Annotated in this window: 14 protein-coding genes; 4 read left to right on the top strand and 10 right to left on the bottom strand. The window is 70.8% G+C overall.

The window, feature by feature from the left end:
* Window positions 1-6 precede the first annotated feature (6 nt).
* Window positions 7-1959, bottom strand: a complete 1953-nt coding sequence (locus AC0IWM_RS20035) for an AI-2E family transporter (RefSeq protein ID WP_471757861.1) — start codon at window positions 1957-1959, stop codon at window positions 7-9.
* Window positions 1960-2538: 579 nt separating this feature from the next.
* Here AC0IWM_RS20035 and AC0IWM_RS20030 point away from each other — a divergent pair.
* Window positions 2539-3594, top strand: coding sequence for a methyl-accepting chemotaxis protein (locus AC0IWM_RS20030; protein WP_471757859.1), 1056 nt, complete (start codon window positions 2539-2541; stop codon window positions 3592-3594).
* A 7-nt stretch (window positions 3595-3601) separates the two neighbouring features.
* Here the strand turns inward: AC0IWM_RS20030 and pncB are convergent, their stop codons facing one another.
* Window positions 3602-4894 (bottom strand): nicotinate phosphoribosyltransferase, encoded by a 1293-nt coding sequence (gene pncB, locus AC0IWM_RS20025; protein ID WP_471757857.1) that lies wholly within the window; start codon window positions 4892-4894, stop codon window positions 3602-3604.
* Between the two features lie 225 nt (window positions 4895-5119).
* On the opposite strand from pncB, the gene AC0IWM_RS20020 reads away from it, so the two are divergent.
* A complete protein-coding gene (locus AC0IWM_RS20020) occupies window positions 5120-7282 on the top strand; it encodes a molybdopterin-containing oxidoreductase family protein (RefSeq protein ID WP_471757855.1) in 2163 nt (720 codons plus the stop codon).
* Between the two features lie 196 nt (window positions 7283-7478).
* Here AC0IWM_RS20020 and AC0IWM_RS20015 read toward each other — a convergent pair whose 3' ends face one another.
* Together AC0IWM_RS20015 and AC0IWM_RS20010 are read right to left on the bottom strand one after the other, a co-directional pair.
* Entirely contained in the window at window positions 7479-7982 is a 504-nt protein-coding gene (locus AC0IWM_RS20015; RefSeq protein WP_471757853.1) for a pyridoxamine 5'-phosphate oxidase family protein, read from the bottom strand.
* A 65-nt stretch (window positions 7983-8047) separates the two neighbouring features.
* On the bottom strand, window positions 8048-9331 hold the full coding sequence (locus AC0IWM_RS20010; protein ID WP_471757851.1) for a GGDEF domain-containing protein: 1284 nt from the start codon (window positions 9329-9331) through the stop codon (window positions 8048-8050).
* Between the two features lie 467 nt (window positions 9332-9798).
* Here AC0IWM_RS20010 and AC0IWM_RS20005 point away from each other — a divergent pair, with 467 nt between their 5' ends.
* Together AC0IWM_RS20005 and mobA are read left to right on the top strand one after the other, a co-directional pair.
* Window positions 9799-10947, top strand: coding sequence for an Mrp/NBP35 family ATP-binding protein (locus AC0IWM_RS20005; RefSeq protein WP_471757850.1), 1149 nt, complete (start codon window positions 9799-9801; stop codon window positions 10945-10947).
* Between the two features lie 6 nt (window positions 10948-10953).
* Window positions 10954-11574 carry a molybdenum cofactor guanylyltransferase MobA gene (gene mobA / locus AC0IWM_RS20000; protein WP_471757848.1) on the top strand — a complete coding sequence of 207 codons (621 nt, stop codon included), beginning with the start codon at window positions 10954-10956 and terminating at the stop codon, window positions 11572-11574.
* A gap of 18 nt (window positions 11575-11592) precedes the next feature.
* Here mobA and AC0IWM_RS19995 read toward each other — a convergent pair whose 3' ends face one another.
* The 6 genes from AC0IWM_RS19995 to gyrA form a co-directional block, all read right to left on the bottom strand.
* Window positions 11593-12495 (bottom strand): EamA family transporter, encoded by a 903-nt coding sequence (locus tag AC0IWM_RS19995; RefSeq protein WP_471757846.1) that lies wholly within the window; start codon window positions 12493-12495, stop codon window positions 11593-11595.
* A gap of 131 nt (window positions 12496-12626) precedes the next feature.
* Window positions 12627-13085, bottom strand: a complete 459-nt coding sequence (locus tag AC0IWM_RS19990; RefSeq protein WP_056474122.1) for a peptidylprolyl isomerase — start codon at window positions 13083-13085, stop codon at window positions 12627-12629.
* Window positions 13086-13089: 4 nt separating this feature from the next.
* Complete coding sequence (locus AC0IWM_RS19985; protein ID WP_471757936.1) at window positions 13090-13566, bottom strand: hypothetical protein; 477 nt, start codon at window positions 13564-13566, stop codon at window positions 13090-13092.
* A gap of 31 nt (window positions 13567-13597) precedes the next feature.
* Window positions 13598-14143, bottom strand: a complete 546-nt coding sequence (locus AC0IWM_RS19980; protein WP_471757934.1) for a peptidylprolyl isomerase — start codon at window positions 14141-14143, stop codon at window positions 13598-13600.
* A 51-nt stretch (window positions 14144-14194) separates the two neighbouring features.
* Entirely contained in the window at window positions 14195-14695 is a 501-nt protein-coding gene (gene coaD, locus AC0IWM_RS19975) for a pantetheine-phosphate adenylyltransferase (protein WP_471757844.1), read from the bottom strand.
* Window positions 14696-14825: 130 nt separating this feature from the next.
* Window positions 14826-17564 carry a DNA gyrase subunit A gene (gene gyrA / locus AC0IWM_RS19970; RefSeq protein ID WP_471757842.1) on the bottom strand — a complete coding sequence of 913 codons (2739 nt, stop codon included), beginning with the start codon at window positions 17562-17564 and terminating at the stop codon, window positions 14826-14828.
* Window positions 17565-17667 lie beyond the last annotated feature (103 nt).

Here is a 17667-nt window from a genome sequence, read left to right as displayed (position 1 = left end):
CCGGCGTCAGACCGGCATCGGCTGCACCCGGGCAAACTCGGTCTCCGGCTCCGGCGCCTCGGCGGCCGGGCCGCGGGTCCCGTGCGCGGCGGCCACCACGGCCTCCACGGCGGCCCGCAGGGACGAGACGTGGATGTCGGCATCCACCGCGCGGCGCCGGGTCGCCTCGTCGAGGCCGGCATCGTCCGCCTGCCACAGGCCGAGGACGAAGCAGGCGCCCGGCAGCGTGCGGCGCAGGCGCTCGGCCAGCCGGCGCAGGTGCGTGGGCTCCCCGCTGATCGCCATCGACACGATGCAGACGAGCCGGGCCGGGCCGGGATCGAACGCCCCGATCCGCGCCCGGGCCACGTCGGAGAACGGCACCACCCGGGCGCCGATCCCGCGCTTGGCCAGGAGCTGGGCCAGGATCGCGCAGGCGGATTCGTCGACGAAGCTGCGCCCGGCCACGCACAGGACGGTGCCGGCGGGCCGCCAGGCCTCCGGCACGGGGTCGGGACGCGGCGCGTCCGGATCGGCCTTGGCCTCGGTGTCGCTGCGCAGGTCGTCGCGGTCGGCCATCTCCTCGACGAGGCCGCCGACGCTGGCCCGGATGTCGTTCTTCTGCTCGGTGGTGAGCACGCCCCGGGCGGCGTCCCGGGCGGCGAGCTCGAGGCCCTTCACCACCACCTCGTCGTAATAGGCCGTGAGCGAGCAGGTCTTGAGGATGAGGTCGGCATGCTCCTGCGCCTCCTCCGGGTCGTCGGCCAGGATGCGCTGGTAGAAGTTCTCCACGGGCGTCAGGGCCGGCCGGTCCCCGAACAGCACGTCGAGGAATTCGAGCTTGTCGACGTGGCGCCCGAGCACCACGAGGCAGACCGTCAGCGGCGTCGAGAGGAGCAGGCCGACGGGTCCCCAGAGCCAGGTCCAGAACAGGGCCGAGACCAGGACCGCGAAGGGCGACATGCCGGTGGACTGGCCGTAGAGCATCGGCTCGATGAAGTGCCCGACCAGGGGCTCCAGGATGAGGAACAGGATCAGCGTCCCGATCACCATCGACCAGCCGGGATCGATCGCGGCCGCCAGCGCCAGGGGGAACAGGGCCGAAACGAAGGCGCCGACATAGGGCACGAAGCGCATCAGCGCCGAGAAGATGCCCCACAGGACCGGGTTCGGCACGCCGAGGACGTACAGCCCGATGCCGACCACCAGCCCGAACGAAGCGTTCAGGCCGAGCTGGACCAGGAAGTAGCGGCTGAGGCGCTTGGCGGCGTCGTCCATCGCCACCGTGGTGCGGTGGAGGTCGCTGGAGCCGGCGAGCCGGATCATGCGGTCGCGCAGGTCCTCCCGCTGCATCAGCAGGAAGAGCAGCACCACGAAGACGATGCCGATGGTGGCCAGCGGGTGCAGGATCGGCGAGAGCAGCGTGCCCGCCAGGGTCACCGGCCCCGGCACCCGCTCCTTCACCTCGACCAGGATCGCCTTCTCGGGCGGGACGGGATTGGCCCGGGATTCGGGTTTGGGCTCGGGCTTCGGCTCCTCGTGGCTCTCGTGCATCGTCCGGCCGATGCTGGCGACGTAGCCGGCGAGTCGCCCGGCCGGCGTGTCGTTGAGGCCCTCGATCTTGCGCTCGATGGTGCTGCGGTAGCGCGGCACGTCCTTGGCGATGTCGGCGAGCTGGACGCCGATCAGCGTCGCCAGGGCGGCGGCGGTGCCGAGCGCCAGGAGGACCGAGGCCGCCACCGAGAGGAAGCGGCCGAAATGCCAGCGCCGCATCAGGTTCACCAGGGGGCCGAGGACGAAGGAGAGCAGGATCGCGATGGCGATCGGGATCAGCACGTCGCGCCCGACATAGAGCCCGACCATGATCAGGGCGGCGACGATGATCGGCGAGGTCAGGGCCTGGGTCGGCGTGCCGGCCGCCGCGATGCGGGTCGGTCGCGGCGGGACGAGGGACGGCTTCGGGGGTGATCGCAGGGCCATTCCGAATTCCGTGTTCCAGACGCGACGCGGCGGGGCCGGCCCTCCGGCCGGCATCGCCGCGAGAAGAACGAAGCGCCCCGGACAATCGATCCCTCCCGGCGGTTCGTCGCGTCGCGAAACCGTGATCGGACCGGAGCGAGACTGCATTCGCCGCATGGCTCGGCGGCGGCCTCGCGCAGGCAAGTGTACGTCCGGGAGCCGGATGGCCCGGGCTTTCGGAAGATCATTCCCAGGAGGCCGCGACGATCTCGCTCGTATGGGCCGAGAGAAGCGGAGCCGGCACGGGCCGCGTTACAGCGAGAGGTCTTGCGAGCCGGGCCGCTGTGCTGCCATCCGGTCGCCGCCGGGCGCGATCATGGCTGCTCGATCTGCGAAGACGCGAAAGACTTGTTTGACGATCCAGGTCGACCATCAGGGTCTAGGACGAGACAACGAAGGATAGGGCCGGCGATGGAGGCGCGGCAACTGGCGGAGGAACGGGCTTTAATCGAATGATAAGCCTGTTTTCGTAGAAATTGCCGACGCGCGACGACGATCGAAGTCCGGCGAAGATTGGAGGCGGTTTTGCACGACACGGCGATGGATGTTGGCGCCGCGCCCGACGCCACGAACTTGCGCGGGATCGCCGCCGAGATCGCAGAGCTCCAGCGGATCTCGTCCGACAAGAGCCGGCGCATCCAGGCGATCACCGGACAGGTCAAGATGCTCGCCCTGAACGCCCTGATCGAGGCGTCCCGCGCCGGCGAGATGGGCCGCGGCTTCTCGGTGGTGGCGCAGGAGGTGCGGGCGATCGGCGCCGAGGTCGAGGGCGTCGCCCGGGCGCTCGAGGTCGAGCTGTCGAGCCGCATCGCCGGCCTCCAGGTCCGGGTCCGGAGCTTCGCCGAGGTGTCGCAGACCGACCGGCTGATCGACCTCGCCCTCAACGCGGTCGAGCTCATCGACCGCAACCTCTACGAGCGCACCTGCGACGTGCGCTGGTGGGCCACCGACGCGGCCATGGTGGCCTGCGCCGTGGCTCCGACCCCCGAGGCGGCCGCCCACGCCACCCGGCGGCTGGGCATCATCCTCGACGCCTACACGGTCTATCTCGACCTCTGGCTCTGCGACCTGCAGGGCAACGTGCTCGCCCATGGCCGGCCCGAGCGCTATCCCGGCCTCGTCGGGCGCAATGTCGCCGACCAGGACTGGTTCCGGCGCGCGGCCGCCCTCCCCGACGGGGATGCCTACGTCGCCGCCGACGTGGCGGGCCAGCCCGGCCTCGGCGGGGCGCAGGTGGCGACCTACTGCGCCAGCGTCCGCGCGGACGGCCACAGCCGCGCCCGGCCGATCGGCGTCCTGGCGATCCACTTCGACTGGCAGGCCCAGGCCCGCGCCATCGTCGACGGCGTGCGGGTGGCGGGCGAGGACCGGGCCCGCACCCGGGTCCTCCTCGTCGATGCGCGCCACCGGGTGATCGCGGCCTCGGACGGCCGCGGCGTGCTGGAGGAGACCCTGCCGCTGCCCGCGGACGGCCGCGTGAGCGGCGCCGACCTCGATCCCCGCACCGGCCGGATCGTCGCCTTCCACCGCACGCCCGGCTACGAGACCTATGCGGGGCTCGGCTGGTACGGGGTCATCGTCCAGTCCCCGGGCTGAACCCCGTTCAGACCACCACCGGCATCGCCGCCTGGCCTACGTCGCCGAAGACGCGGGTGTAGCGCGCGATCTCCTCGGCCGGGCCGATCGCCTTCGACGGGTTGTCGGAGATCTTCACGGTGGGCCGGCCGTCGGCGGCGATCACCTTGCAGACGATGGAGATCGGGTCGAGGCGGCCGTCCGGCACCAGGCCGCGGAAATCGTTGGTGAGCAGCGTGCCCCAGCCGTAGCCGATCCGCATCCGGCCGTGGAAATGGGCGTGGATCGCCTCGATGGTGTCGATGTCGAGCCCGTCGGAGAAGATCGCGAGCTTTTCGCGCGGGTCCGAGCCGCGCGAGCGCCACCAGGCGATGGCCTCCTCGCCGCCGGCGATCGGCTCCTTCGAGTCGATGCGGATGCCGGTCCAGGCGTTCATCCAGTCGGGGGCGTGGCGCAGGAAGCCGGTGGTGCCGTAGGTGTCGGGCAGCATCACCAGGAGATTGCCGGCGTAATCCTGCTGCCAGTCGGCCAGCACGTCGTAGGGGGCGCGGGCGAGGCCCGCATCGTCGTCGGCCAGCGCCGCGTAGACCATCGGCAGCTCGTGGGCGTTGGTGCCCACGGCCTCGACCTCGCGGCGCAGGGCGATCAGGCAGTTCGAGGTGCCGAGGAAGCGGTCGCCCAGGGCCTCGTGCATCGCCTCGACGCACCAGTCCTGCCACAGGAAGCCGTGGCGGCGCCGGGTCCCGAAATCCGCGATGGAGAGGCCGGGCAGGCGCTGCAGCCGCTCGATCTTCTCCCAGACCCGGGTCATGGCCCGGGCGTAGAGCACCTGCAGGTCGAGCTTGCCGAGGTGGCGCACCACGCCCCGCGTGCGCAGCTCGTTGAGGATGGCCAGCGCCGGCACCTCCCACATGGTGGTCTCGAGCCAGGGACCGTGGAAGGTCAGGACGTACTGCCCGTCCCGGGCCTCCAATTCGTAGTCCGGCAGACGGAAGCCCTCGAGCCAGTCCATGAAGTCGGCCGAGAACATCTGGCGCTGGCCGTAGAAGGTGTTGCCGCGCAGCCAGGTGGATTCGCCCCGGCTCAGGCGGACCGAGCGGGCATGGTCGAGCTGCTCGCGCAGCTCCCCGGCATCGACGAACTCGGCCAGCCGCACCTGCCGCGAGCGGTTCTGGATGCCGAAGGTGACGCGGGCGTCGCGATGGCGGCGGAAGATCGTCTGCGCCATCAGGAGCTTGTAGAAGTCCGTGTCGAGCAGCGACCGGACGATCGGGTCGATCTTGAAGCTGTGGTTGTACACCCGCGTGGCGAGATCGAGCATGGTTCGGATCACGGCCCTTCAGAGGGCGCCCCCGGCGCCCGCGCGGCCGCAGAGGCGCATGGCAGCGCGGGTCGAGTCAATCGGTCGACGCGGATGGTGGTCCGAGCGCGAGCCCGTCTTCGCCGAAACGTAATTTGGAATTGTTCGCACTTAAGTGCATCCTGCTCGGGCACCGGGCCGGCTCGTCAGGAACAATAAGACGGGACGCTCGGCCGTGGAGGAACCATGAACGAGATCGTCAAGCCCGATTCCCTGCTCGTCGCTCAGGCCGAGAGCCTGACCGAGACCTTCTTCGGCGGTTGTCCGCATGACTGCCCGGATACCTGCTCGATGCTGTTCGAGGTCAAGGACGGGGAACTGCTCAGCGTGCGCGGCAATCCGGACCATCCGATGACCCGGGGCGGCCTCTGCGTGAAGCTGAAGGACTACGAGAAGCGCCACTACCATCCGGACCGGCTGCTCTATCCGATGAAGCGCGTCGGGCCGAAGGGCACGAAGCAGTTCGAGCGCATCACCTGGGACGAGGCGCTCGACACCATCGTGAGCCGCTGGAAGGCGATCATCGATCAGTACGGCCGCGAAGCCATCGCGCCCTACAGCTACCTCGGCAACCAGGGCCTCGTGCACGGGCTGAACGGCGGCGACGCCTTCTTCAACCGGATGGGCGCCACGGTCATGGAGCGCACCTTCTGCGGCGAGGGCTCCTGCACGGCGTGGCTGCTCACCGTCGGCCCGACCGCCGGCCTCGACCCGGACAGCTACATCCATTCCAAGTACATCGTGATCTGGGCTTGCAACTCGGTCAGCACGAACCTGCACCACTGGGCCATCGTCAAGGACGCCCAGAAGAAGGGCGCCAAGGTCGTCGTGATCGACACCTACGCCTCGCGCACCGCCAAGGCGGCCGACTGGCACGTCGCCCCGAAGCCCGGCACGGACGGCGCGCTGGCCATGGCGCTGATCAATTCGATCATCGAAGAGGGCCTGGTCGACCAGGACTACGTCGACAATCACACCGTCGGCTTCGAGGAGCTGAAGGAGCGGGCCCGCACCCGAACCCCGGAATGGGCCGCCGCGATCACCGGCGTCCCGGCCGAGGACATCCGCAAGCTCGCCCGCGAACTCGCCACCGCGCAGCCGGCCGCGATCCGCATGGGCGTGGCCCTGGAGCGCCACTACGGCGGCGGCCAGACCATCCGGGCCGTCACCTGCATTCCGGCGCTGACGGGCGCCTGGCGCCACGTCGGCGGCGGCGTCACCCAGTTCGGCGTCTGGGAGCACCCCTACAAGTTCGACGTGATGTGCCGGCCCGACCTGATCCCCGAGGGCACCCGCGTCGTCTCGAACCTGCAGATCGGACGCGCGCTCACCGGCGAGATGAAGCTCGACCCGCCGATCATGTCGATGATGTGCTGGAACTCGAACCCGGTCACCCAGGCGCCCGAGACCGACAAGATCGTCGAGGGGCTGATGCGCGAGGACCTGTTCATGGTCTCGGCCGAGCACTTCATCTCGGACACCGCCTCCTACGCAGACATCCTGCTCCCGGCCACGATGGGGGCGGAGATGGAGGACATGATCCTGTCCTGGGGCCACCTCTACCTGACCTACAACACCAAGTGTGCGGACGCGCCGGGCGAGGCGATCCCGAACAACGAGATCTTCCGCCAGCTCGCCGCCCGGCTCGGCTTCGAGGAAGAGAACTTCAAGTGGACCGACACGGAGTGCCTGGAGCACTACGTCGACTGGAGCTCGCCGGCCTGCGAGGGCATCGACCTCCAGTACATGCGCGAGCACGGCTTCGCCCGCCTCAAGGTCGGCACGCCGGACGACCGGGCGCCGCACCGGGACGGCAACTTCCCGACGCCGACCGGCAAGTGCATGCTCAAGGTCGAGGGCGCCACGAACTTCGTCGCCCCGCCGTTCCGGCAGATGTACGAGGGCTTCCAGCCCGGCGAGGCGCTCGACCCGCTGCCCGACTACCTCGGCCCGCGGGAATCTCACGCCAACGACCCGGAGCTGGCCAAGCGCTTCCCGCTCAACATCGTCTCGCCGAAAAGCCACTACTTCCTGAACTCCTGCTACGCGAACATGGAGGACAAGCAGAAGGGCCAGGGCGAGCAGTTCGTGATGATCAGCCAGGCCGACGCCGATGCCCGCGGCATCCGGGACGGCGACAAGGTCCAGGTCGCCAACGACCGCGGCGCCTTCAAGGGCGTGGCGCGCATCACCGACGACGTGAAGGCCGGCATCGTGGTCGCGACGCTGGGTTACTGGCGCCAGCTCAACGAGGGCACGGTCAACAGCATCTCGTCGGGGGCCTTCACCGACATGGGCCACGCCCCGTCCTTCTCGGACAACCTCGTCGAGGTCGCCCGGGCGAATTGAGGGCGACGCCCTTCGGTCGGGCCGCTCCCGCTGCGTCGGCCCGGACCCGTCTCGGGCTCTGGGCCGGTCCCGGAACGACCGGCGTGCCGCGGTCGGATCGCCGGCGCGAGGCAGGTCCGTCAGATCGACCCGCCGAACGAAAGAGGGCGGCGCGCCCCTCGGCACGCCGCCCTCCGGGAACGTCCGGGCCCGGGGTTCAGGCGAGGTCGACCTTCTTGGTCTCGGTCTTGGGCGACTCGCCGGTCAGCGCGGCCTTCACGTAGCCGTAGATGTGCAGCATCGTGGCGTTCGGGCTGTCCCAGTACTCGCCCTTATCGGGGTGGACGCGCAGGAGGGCGACCTCGGGATCCTCCTTGCCGTTGGGGAACCAGGTCTTCAGGCTCTCGCTCCACTTGTCGTTGATGATCGCCTGGTCGGTGACGATCTCGGCCTTGCCGGCGATCGAGACGTAGGTCTGGCTCGACGGATCCGAGTAGGCGAGGTTGATCTGGTTGTCCTTGCTGATCTCGGCGGTCTTCGGGGAGTGCAGCTTGGTGAAGAACCACAGGTCGCCGTTCTCGTCCGCCTCCTGGCACCACATCGGGCGGCTGTAGAGCTTCCCGTCCTGGTCGGCGGTGGTCATCATCGCGACCTTGACGTCCTTGATGAGGGCGAACAGCTTCTTGGCGCCCTCGTGGTCGCGGTGGTTGCCCTGGTGCATGGGATTGCAGTCTCCAACTCGACGAATGGCTTTCCGGCGCGGCGATCGGCGGCCGGATCGTGTGCTCAACGAGCCAGGGCCGCATTGGTTTCGGAGAGGCGCGCCGCCGGGGGCAGCGCGGACCCGCCCTGGGCGGCCGGGCGGACCGGCTTGCGGCGCAGGGCGCCGAGCCGGCCGAGGCGGCGGTCGTGGAGGAGGACGGCCGCCCCGTCGACCACGCGGACTACGTGGCGGTTCCGGCCCTGCCCCTTGGCCTCGTAGAGGGCGGCATCCGCCTCGGCCAGGAGCTCGGACGGGGACGTCGTGCGTCCGGCCGGGGCCACGGCGACGCCGATGCTCACGGTGACGAAGGGCTCGCCGTCGCCCCGCGCCGCGTGCGGGATCTCCAGGGCGGCGATGCCCGCGCGCAGGCGCCGGACCACCCGGGCGACGGCGCGATCGTCGCAGCCGCGCATCAGCACGGAGAACTCCTCCCCGCCGTAGCGGGCGACGCAGTCCCGCCCGCCGCGCGTCTCCCCCGCCAGGGCCTCGGCGATCCGGCGCAGGCAGGCATCGCCGGCCGGGTGGCCGTAGGCGTCGTTGAAGCGCTTGAAGTGGTCGACGTCGATCATCAGCAGGGCGAGCCCGCGCGCGTCGCCGGCCGTGGCGGACAGGGCGCCGTCGAGGGCGCGGCGGTTGGCGAGGCCGGTGAGGGCGTCCGTCTCCGACAGCGCGGTGAGCACGCGCCGGTCCTGCTCGAGGCCGGCCGAGCGCAGGATCTCCCGCAGGGAGACGAGGTAGGAACGCCGGCGCACGCCCTCGATCTGGTGGTTGCCGTAGAGGACGAAGAAGGCGCCGGCCACGGTCTGGAACGCCAGGCAGAGGGCGAGCTCGGGGGGCAGGTCGACCCGCAGGGCGAGGCTGGCGAAGGAGGCCGCCGCGCTGAGGCCGGTGAGGATCAGCGCGTGGGGGAAGCGCAGCACCAGCATCATGGTGGCGAACACCATCATCAGCGGGTACTCGATGTAGCAGATGGCGCTCATCGCCTCCCGCTCCAGGCTGAACAGCAGGATCGGCACCGCGGTGACCAGCAGCATCGTGGCCGTGACCATGCGCTCGCGCCGCGGACCCGGCATCCGGGTGACCGACCAGGCCAGCAGCAGGCCGAGCGGCGTGACCAGGAACAGCCGCAGGGCCAGCGCCAGGGGCAGCATGTCCGGCATGAGCAGGGCGGTGGTCAGGTTGTAGGCGTTGTGGAACACGAGCCCGATCAGGATCGTGCGGCGCAGGTGGAGCGCCCGCTCCCGGCCGGTGTCGATCTCGTAGCGGGCCGAGACCGGCCGGGAGAAGCGCAGGAGATACGGGCTCATGGTCAGGTCGCGATCGGCGACCTCACCGCGCGGCCGGGGCCTCGGCGCCCCGACGGGCGCAGGAGACCGGGAGCGAAACCAGGGTGGCAGGCGGAACCAGGGGGGCACGGTGGAGGGATCCTGCAGCGGTCGAGGCCGCCGGTGGGCGTCCTCTTCGTGTTGCACCGAACGTTGCGGATGGCCCGGCGGACGCAAGGCTCCGCCCCTCCCCTCGACTCATGCCTACCGGAATCTGAACGAATTGATCGAAATCGGGGCGCGTCGCGTGGCCCGCCCGGATCGGTCGGGACGCCTGCCGCGACGAGGGGTCTCGCCCCCGGCATGCGGGGGAAGCGCTTGCGCTCCGTCACGGCTTGTGCTGTCGCATGGGTTCGTCGCGCGCGGCCCGGCCGGGGCCGCGGCATGCGCGATCCCCGAAGTGTCTCCGCGCCTCGGCCCCCGGCCGGACGCGGCCAGGAGCCCGAACCTTGGCGATCACCCGTGACGACGTCCTGAAGGTGCTCTCGAGCGTGACCGTCGATGCCGCGGGCACCACCCTGCCCGCCTCCGGGCGCCTGTCGCAGGTGGTGGTCGACCCGACCAGCCGGGTGATGTTCTCGATCCTGATCGACCCCAGCGAGGCCGAGCGCTTCGAGCCGATCCGGCGCCAGGCCGAGGGCGCGATCCTGGCCACGCCCGGCGTCTCCGGCGTCTTCGCGAGCCTGACCTCCGAGCGCGGCCCGAACCAGCCGGCCCAGAACGCCCCTCAGGCCGCGGCCCCGCAGCCGCCCGCCCCCGGCCGTCCCGCCGCGCCGCCGCCGCCGCGGACCGGTCCGGCTCTTCCGGGCGTGCGCCACATCGTGGCCGTCGCCTCCGGCAAGGGCGGCGTCGGCAAGTCGACGACCGCCTGCAACCTCGCCCTCGCCCTCTCGGCCCAGGGCCTGAAGGTCGGCCTGCTCGATGCCGACATCTACGGCCCCTCGGTGCCGAAGCTGTTCGGCCTGTCGGGCAAGCCGCGCGTCATCGAGGAGCGGCTGCTGGCGCCCATGGAGGGCTTCGGCATCAAGGTGATGTCGATCGGCTTCCTGATCGAACCCGAGACGGCGATGATCTGGCGCGGGCCGATGGTGCAGTCGGCCATCACCCAGATGCTGCGCGAGGTCGCCTGGGGCGAGCTCGACGTCCTCGTGGTCGACATGCCCCCCGGCACCGGCGACGCGCAGCTCACCATGGCCCAGGCGACCCCCCTCTCGGGAGCGGTGATCGTCTCGACGCCGCAGGATCTGGCCCTCATCGACGCGCGCCGCGGCGTCACGATGTTCCGAAAGGTCGCGGTGCCGATCCTCGGCGTCATCGAGAACATGGCGACCTTCATCTGCCCGCATTGCGGCACGGCCTCCCACATCTTCGGGCATGGCGGCGCGCGGGCCGAGGCCGAGCGGCTGGAGGTGCCGTTCCTCGGCGAGGTCCCGCTGAACATGACGATCCGCGAGACCTCGGATGCCGGCCGCCCGGTGGTGGCGGTGGATCCCGACGGTCCGCACGCGCAGGTCTATCGCGGCATCGCCGCCAAGCTCTGGGGCAACCTGACCGGCGGACCGGCTCCGCGGGCCGCGCCCCGCATCGTCATCGAGTAACCGCCGATGCCGCCGGTGCTGGGCGTGATCCTCGCCGGCGGGCTCGCGCGCCGCATGGGCGGGGGCGACAAGCCCCTGCGGCGCCTCGGCGGCCGCACCCTGCTCGACCGGGTGCTGGCCCGCTTCGCCCCGCAATGCGCGGCCGGCGTGATCCTCAACGCCAACGGCGATCCGGGCCGCTTCCCCGGTTTTCCGGGCGCGATCGTGCCCGACGGGGTGGCCGACAATCCGGGGCCGCTCGCCGGTGTCCTCGCCGGGCTGGAGCACGCGGCGGCCCACCACCCGACCACGCGCCACGTCGCCAGCGTCTCCGGCGATGCGCCCTTCCTGCCGGTCGACCTCGTCGCCCGCCTCGCCGAAGCGGCCGGGCGGGACGACGCCATCGCCATGGCGGCGTCGGGCGGGCGCGAGCACTTCACGGTGGCGCTCTGGCCGGTGGCCCTGCGGGCGGACCTGCGCGAGGCCCTGGTCGTCCGCGGCGAGCGTCGGGTCGGCGCCTTCCTCAGGCGCCACGGCGCGGTGGCGGTGTCCTGGCCGGCGGAGCCCGATGACCCCTTCGCCAACATCAATGGGCCGGACGACCTGGCGGCCGCCGAGGCCCGCCTCGCCGCGAGCGGAGACACCTGATACGCGGGGGCGGGCCGCTCAGGCCGGGCCATTCCTGGCCGCCGCACGCGCCCGCCAGCGCGGATAGAGCAGCCCGAGGGCGAGGCCGCCGAGGACGAGGCCGGCGGCGCCGAGCTTCCAGGCCGGCAGCGGCTCGCCGAGCCAGAGGGCCGAGGCGCCCATGCCGAAGACCGGCACCAGCAGCGCCATCGGGGTGATCAGGGCGGCGGGGTGGCGCGACAGCAGCCAGCCCCAGACCGCGTAGCCGAACATGGTGTTGCCCACCGACTGCCAGGCCACCGCGGCCCAGGTCGCCCGGTCGGCCCGCAGGAGGCCGTCGCGGATGGCCTCCCAGCCCTCGAGGGCGAACGACGCGGCGAGGAGCGGCGGGGCCGAGAACAGGCTCGCCCAGACCACGTAGGGCAGCATCGACCGCGCCCCGCTGCGCTTGGCCGCCATGTTGCCGCCGGCCCAGCTCGCCGCGGCGCAGACCACGAGCCCGAGGCCCAGCGGCGTCGTCGTGGCGTCGGTGTGGAGGGCGATGACGGCGAGGCCCGCCGCCGCGAGGCCGAGGGCCGCCCATTGGTGGCCGGGCACCCGTTCGCCGGTGAGGCGGATTGAGAGGCCGATGGTGAAGAAGACCTGGATCTGGATCACCAGTGAGGCGAGGCCGGGGGAGATCTGGCCGCGCATGGCGATGAACAGCAGGCCGAATTGTCCGGCCCCGATCAGCAGGCCGTAGGTGGCGAGGTTGCGCCACGGGACGGCGGGACGGCGCAGCAGCCACACGCCCGGCAGGGCGGCGAGCACGAAGCGCAGCGCCGCGAACAGCAGCGGCGGCAGGTGGTCGAGCCCGATCCGGATCACGACGAAGTTGGTGCCCCAGACGGCCACCACCGCCAGGGCGAGAAGGACGTCGCGAAGCGGGAGGGTGCCGGTCATCGCACGCGGTCTCCCAGGCCGCGCGTGCCGTGCCAAGCCCCGCAGGGTTCGAAAACGAAAGAAGTGTCCGCACCTTCGCGCGGACACTTCCCTCGAAATCGGATTTTCGTGCTCGGATCGTCCGGGCCGGATCAGGCCGCGCCGACGGTCGCCTTGACGATCTTGTCGGGGGAGCGCGGCGGCTCGCCCTTGTTCAGGGTGTCGACCACGTCCATGCCTTCCACGACCTTGCCCCAGACGGTGTACTGCTTGTCGAGGAAGCGGGCATCGCCGAAGCAGATGAAAAACTGCGAATTGGCCGAGTGCGGGAAGTTGGTGCGCGCCATCGAGCAGGTGCCGCGCACGTGCGGCTCGGCGTTGAACTCGGCATTGAGGTCGGGCAGGTCGGAGCCGCCCGAACCGGTGCCGGTCGGGTCGCCGGTCTGGGCCATGAAGCCGTCGATCACGCGATGGAACGGCACGCCGTCGTAGAAGCCCTGCGCGGCGAGCGTCTTCAGGCGCTCGACATGGTTCGGGGCGAGGTCGGGGCGCAGCCCGATCACGACGCGGCCCTTGCTGGTCTCGAGGATGATGGTCTCGGTCTCTGCCATGGGTCTAGACTCCTTTTCCCTTGGGTCCTTGGTAGATGAAGCGGAGCGCGATGGGGCGCCCCGCGATGGCCGCGCCGAGGGCGGGGGTGATCCGGGCGGGCGTGCAGCGCCGGATCGCCGCCAGGGTCGCATCCGTGAGGATGCGGTAGGCGCGGGTGTCCGAATCCTGCGTCGAGAAGGTCACGCGCGGCGTGCCGATGACGGACCCGTCCCGGCGCAGGGCGAAGCGGGCGGTGATCTCGGTGCGCTCGAAGCGAGCCAGACCCTCGGGGACTTCCCAGCACGCGGCGAGGACGGGATAGAGCTCCCGCAGGGTGTCGGCCGGCTTCTGGCCGTCGGGAGCCTTCTGTCCGTCGGCCATGCCCGTCTGCGGCGCGGCCTGCGGGACCTGGACGGTGCCCCGCAGGGTCTCGGGCAGGGTCAGAGGGCCGGTGGAGGGCGCCGCCCGCACGGGGAGCCCGGCGGCGGCGAAGACCGCCAGCGCCCCGATGTGGCGGCCGACGCCCCGCAAACTACTTGGCTCCCTGCGCCATCTGCATCTTCACGATCTTGTCGGGGTTCTGCACCGCCCCGCCCGGGGCGCCGGGCGCCGCCTTCTTGATCGCGTCGACGGCCTCCATGCCCGAGGAGACCAGGCCGACCACGGTGTACTGGCCGTTGAGGAACGGCGCGTCGCCGAGGCAGATGAAGAACTGCGAGTTGGCCGAGTTCGGCTCGGACGACCGGGCCATGCCCACCGTGCCGCGGCGGAACGGCGCCTGCGAGAACTCGGCCGGGATGTTCGGCAGGCTGGAGCCGCCGGTGCCGTTGCCCTTCGGGTCGCCGGTCTGGGCCATGAAGCCGTCCATCACCCGGTGGAACTTGAGGCCGTTGTAGAAGCCCTGCTTGATCAGGGTCTTGAGCTGGGCGACGTGCTTCGGGGCGATCTCGGGACGCAGCTCGATGGTGACGCGGCCATCCTTGGTGTCGAGGTAGACGGTGTTGTCGTCCACCGCCCAGGCCGCGGGGGTCGTGGCGAGCAGGCCGGCGAGGCTGAGGAGGGCGAGGCGGCGATTCAGTCCAAAGGCCATGGGGTCAGCATGCTTTCGTTGGTCGTGACGAGGAGTGGCTCAGGCCGCGGCGAAGCGCTGGGCGAGGCGCGCCGCCACCAGCGGCGGCACGAAGGGCGAGACGTCGCCGCCCATGGCCGCGATCTGGCGGACGAGGGTGGCGGTGATCGGCCGGACACCGGTGGAGGCGGGCAGGAACACGGTCTGCACCTCCGGCGCCATGGCGCCGTTCATGCCGGCGAGCTGCATCTCGTAATCGAGGTCGGTGCCGTCGCGCAGGCCGCGGATGAAGACGGTGGCGCCGACCCGCCGCGCCGCCGTGACCGCGAGGTCGTCGAAAGTCACGATCGTCAGCTCGGTGTCCTCGGCCTCGGCCAGGGGGCCGCAGGTGGCGTGCAGGAGTTCGGCGCGTTCCTCGGGCGAGAACATCGGCGCCTTGCCGGGATGCACGCCGATGGCGATGACGAGGCTCGGCACGAGCCGGCACGCCTGACGAATGACGTCGAGGTGTCCGTTCGTGACCGGGTCGAACGAGCCGGCATAGAGGGCGGTGCGGATCATCGCGGCCCGGGGTAGAGCATTTCGTCCCGAAACGGAACCTCCGGCCCGGACACGAAAACGGCTTAAGCCGCTCGGCGTCGCGCGGACGGCCGCCGGGCCGCCCGCGCGACGCGGTGCGGTTCGCGGGGCCCTACACGGCCTCGTCGCCGCCCTCGCTCTCGTCCTCGCCCTCGATGTGCTCGACGGACACGACCTTCTCGGTCTTCTCCGTGTTGAACACCGTCACGCCCTGCGAGGCGCGGCCGACGATGCGGATGTCGTCCACCGGCACGCGGATGAGCTGGCCGCCATCGGTGACCAGCATGATCTGGTCGGAGGGCTGCACCGGGAAGGAGGCCACGAGGTTGCCGTTGCGGGCGTTGACCCGCATCGCCGTGATGCCTTTGCCGCCGCGGCCCGAGGTCCGGTACTCGTAGGACGAGGTGCGCTTGCCGTAGCCGCGCTCGGACAGGGTGAGGACGAACTGCTCGGCAGCGCCCATGTCGTTGTAGCGGTCCAGGGAGATGGCGCTGGCCTCGGCCACGCCCTCCTCCGCCTCGGGGCTCGCGGTCTCCTCGCCCTCGACCCCGTCGCCGATCACGGCGCGGCGCATCTTCAGGTAGCCCGCCCGCTCCTCGGGGGAGGCGTCGAAGGCGTTGAGGATCGTCATCGAGATGACGCGGTCGTCCTTGCCCAGGCTGATGCCGCGCACGCCGGTGGAATCGCGGCCCTTGAAGACGCGGACGTCCTCGACGGGGAAGCGGATGCACTGGCCGGCCTGCGTGGTGAGCAGCACGTTCTGGTCGGCGCGGCAGATCTCCACGTGGACGATGTGGTCGCCCGCATCGAGCTTCATGGCGATCTTGCCGGCGCGGTTCACCTGCACGAAGTCCGAGAGCTTGTTCCGGCGCACGCTGCCGCTCGCCGTGGCGAACATGACGTCGAGGGTCTCCCAGGAGGCCTCGTCCTCGGGCAGCGGCATGATGGTGGTGATGCGCTCGGTGCCGGCATCCATCGACAGGATGTTGACCAGCGCCTTGCCGCGGGCGTTCGGCGCCGCCATCGGCAGGCGCCAGACCTTCTCCTTGTAGACCTGGCCCTGGTTCGAGAAGAACAGCACCGGCGTATGGGTGTTGGCCACGAACAGGCGGGTGACGAAATCCTCGTCGCGGGTCGACATGCCCGAGCGTCCCTTGCCGCCCCGGCGCTGCGCCCGGTAGGTCGAGAGCGGCACGCGCTTGACGTAGCCCGCATGGGACACGGTGACGACCATGTCCTCGCGCTGGATCAGGTCCTCGTCCTCGACGTTCGAGTCCCAGTCCAGGATCACGGTGCGGCGCGGGGTGGCGTAGGCCTCGCGGACCTCCGCGAACTCGTCCTTGACGATGCCCATGATGCGCAGGCGCGAGCGCAGGATGTCGAGGTAGTCGGCGATCTCGTCGGCGAGCTTCTTCAGCTCGTCGCCGATCTCGTCGCGGCCGAGCGCCGTGAGGCGCTGCAGGCGCAGGTCCAGGATGGCGCGGGCCTGCACCTCGGAGAGGCGGTAGGTGCCGTCCTCGGCGACCCGGTGGCGCGGATCGTCCACGAGGGCGATGAGCGGGGCGATGTCGTGGGCGGGCCAGCTGCGCGCCATCAGCGCGTCGCGGGCGGTGTTGGGATCGGGCGAGGTCCGGATCAGGCGGATGACCTCGTCGATGTTGGCGACCGCGATGGCGAGGCCGCACAGCACGTGGGCGCGCTCGCGGGCCTTGTTCAGGAGGAACTTGGTCCTCCGCGACACCACCTCCTCGCGGAAGTCGATGAAGGCCTGGAGCAGGTCCTTCAGGTTCATCAGCTCGGGGCGGCCGCCGTTCAGCGCCACCATGTTGCAGCCGAAGGACGATTGCAGGGGCGTGAAGCGGTAGAGCTGGTTCAGCACCACGTCCGCCATGGCGTCGCGCTTAATCTCGACGACGATGCGCATGCCGTCGCGGTCGGATTCGTCGCGCAGGTCGGAGATGCCCTCGACGCGCTTCTCCTTCACGAGCTCGGCGATCTTCTCCATGAGCGTCGCCTTGTTCACCTGATACGGGATCTCGGTGAAGATCAGCGCCTCGCGCTCCTTGCGCAGCTCCTCCACGTGGGACTTCGCCCGCATGATGATCGAACCGCGGCCCGTGGCGTAGGCCTGGCGGGTGCCGGCGCGGCCGAGGATCGAGCCGCCGGTGGGGAAGTCGGGGCCGGGCACGATCTCGGTGAGCTGCTCGATCGAGAGGCCGGGATCGTCGATGAGCGCGACGCAGGCATCGATCAGCTCGCCGAGGTTGTGCGGCGGGATGTTGGTGGCCATGCCGACCGCGATGCCGCCGGCGCCGTTGACGAGGAGGTTGGGGAAGCGCGCCGGCAGGACGGTCGGCTCCTCGCGCGACTCGTCGTAGTTCGGCTGGAAGTCGACGGTGTTCTTGTCGATGTCGGCGAGCAGCGCGTTGGCCGGCTTGGCGAGGCGCGACTCGGTGTAGCGCATGGCGGCCGGCGGATCGCCGTCGACGGAGCCGAAATTGCCCTGCCCGTCGATGAGCATCAGGCGCATCGAGAAGTCCTGCGCCATGCGGACCAAGGCGTCGTAGATCGATTGGTCGCCGTGCGGGTGGTAGAGGCCGATCACGTCGCCGACGATGCGGGCCGACTTGACGTATTTGCGCTCGGGCAGGTGCCCGCTCTCGTAGGCCGAGTAGAGGATGCGCCGGTGCACGGGCTTGAGGCCGTCGCGCGCGTCCGGCAGCGCCCGGCTCACGATCACGCTCATGGCGTAATCGAGGTAGGAGCGCTTCATCTCGTCGGTGATGGATACGGGCTTGATGTCGGAGGCGGGCGGTGGCGTGCCGGCGCCCGGAATGTCGTTCTCTGCCAAGGTCTTCGGTCTCTACCTGTCCGGGGTCCGGAGCGTCGGCGGCAAGGGTCGGTCCCGCCCGCTCACGGCGTTGTCGCGCGCGTCTCCGGCCGCTGAGCCGACC

The organism is Methylobacterium sp. AC433 (genome assembly GCF_979253015.1).
This window is presented reverse-complemented; position numbering and strand designations above follow the sequence as displayed.

What these genes read in the sequence shown, in the direction of transcription:
- AC0IWM_RS20020 (WP_471757855.1), top strand. Translation starts at nt 5,120, where the DNA reads ATGAACGAGATCGTCAAGCCCGATTCCCTGCTCGTCGCTCAGGCCGAG.
- AC0IWM_RS20010 (WP_471757851.1), bottom strand. Translation starts at nt 9,331, where the DNA reads ATGAGCCCGTATCTCCTGCGCTTCTCCCGGCCGGTCTCGGCCCGCTAC.
- AC0IWM_RS20015 (WP_471757853.1), bottom strand. Translation starts at nt 7,982, where the DNA reads ATGCACCAGGGCAACCACCGCGACCACGAGGGCGCCAAGAAGCTGTTC.
- AC0IWM_RS20035 (WP_471757861.1), bottom strand. Translation starts at nt 1,959, where the DNA reads ATGGCCCTGCGATCACCCCCGAAGCCGTCCCTCGTCCCGCCGCGACCG.
- AC0IWM_RS19990 (WP_056474122.1), bottom strand. Translation starts at nt 13,085, where the DNA reads ATGGCAGAGACCGAGACCATCATCCTCGAGACCAGCAAGGGCCGCGTC.
- AC0IWM_RS20030 (WP_471757859.1), top strand. Translation starts at nt 2,539, where the DNA reads ATGGATGTTGGCGCCGCGCCCGACGCCACGAACTTGCGCGGGATCGCC.
- AC0IWM_RS19995 (WP_471757846.1), bottom strand. Translation starts at nt 12,495, where the DNA reads ATGACCGGCACCCTCCCGCTTCGCGACGTCCTTCTCGCCCTGGCGGTG.
- coaD (WP_471757844.1), bottom strand. Translation starts at nt 14,695, where the DNA reads ATGATCCGCACCGCCCTCTATGCCGGCTCGTTCGACCCGGTCACGAAC.
- pncB (WP_471757857.1), bottom strand. Translation starts at nt 4,894, where the DNA reads ATGCTCGATCTCGCCACGCGGGTGTACAACCACAGCTTCAAGATCGAC.
- mobA (WP_471757848.1), top strand. Translation starts at nt 10,954, where the DNA reads ATGCCGCCGGTGCTGGGCGTGATCCTCGCCGGCGGGCTCGCGCGCCGC.